This window comes from Butyricicoccus sp. OF27-2pH9A (assembly GCF_027693185.1).
Lineage (GTDB): Bacteria > Bacillota > Clostridia > Oscillospirales > Butyricicoccaceae > Agathobaculum > Agathobaculum butyriciproducens.
On record NZ_JAQEXK010000006.1, the window covers coordinates 137,402 to 138,132 of the forward strand.

Below are 731 nucleotides of genomic sequence, written 5' to 3' on the forward strand. Positions count from 1 at the left end.
GAAACGCCAAATGCCTTGGCAACGCTGAACAGGTCATCGTAGTTTGCGGGCGTATCCTCGTAGTAGCTGCGATAGTACGGATACTTACGCCACCAACGCTCGAAAGTCGTGTGCGGTGTGAAACTTCCGGTCGTGAGTTGTCCCGCTCGGTCGATTTTCAAAATCTCGCCCTCCTTCGGTTCGAGAATGTCAGTGGGTGCTTTCAGCCGCAGCTTCTTTATAGCTTTGCAGAGGATTTCCTGCGTTGAAGCATAAATCAGAAAACCATCGTAGAACATAACGCAAAGCGGGTTATCGCCAACGATGAACCAGATAGCGTTATCCTTATCCAGAACGGTAAACACAAATGAACCCTCGACCTTTTCAGCCATAGCTTTCAGGCTGTCAAAGTCGAGGGCTTTCTGCTGCTCGAGAAGCTGAACGGCAATATAGCTGTCCGTTTCAACGCTCGTCAGCGGCAGGTTTTCCGCTATACGAAGTTCTTTGTCGTTCCAGAGTACACCGTTATGTGCAAGAGCAAATGAATTGCCGTCAACTTTACCGAGAAACGGATGATTGTTCTGGTTAAACTGCGCGTTGCCCTGTGTCGTCATACGGGTATGTCCCATTACGACATTTACACCGTGCGGAATATGAATCTTCATCTTCCGAGCGGGAATCGGACGCTTGTAAATCCGCAGACGGTCGTTGAAATTGTAGGCGATGCCCGTCGCGTCCGTGCCGCGCACTTG

At 50.2% G+C, this 731-nt stretch carries 1 protein-coding gene; it reads right to left on the reverse strand.

Annotated features, from left to right (window positions below):
* A partial coding sequence (locus tag PG722_RS06860) for a class II glutamine amidotransferase (protein ID WP_270580060.1) occupies positions 1 to 731 on the reverse strand: 731 nt, incomplete at both ends.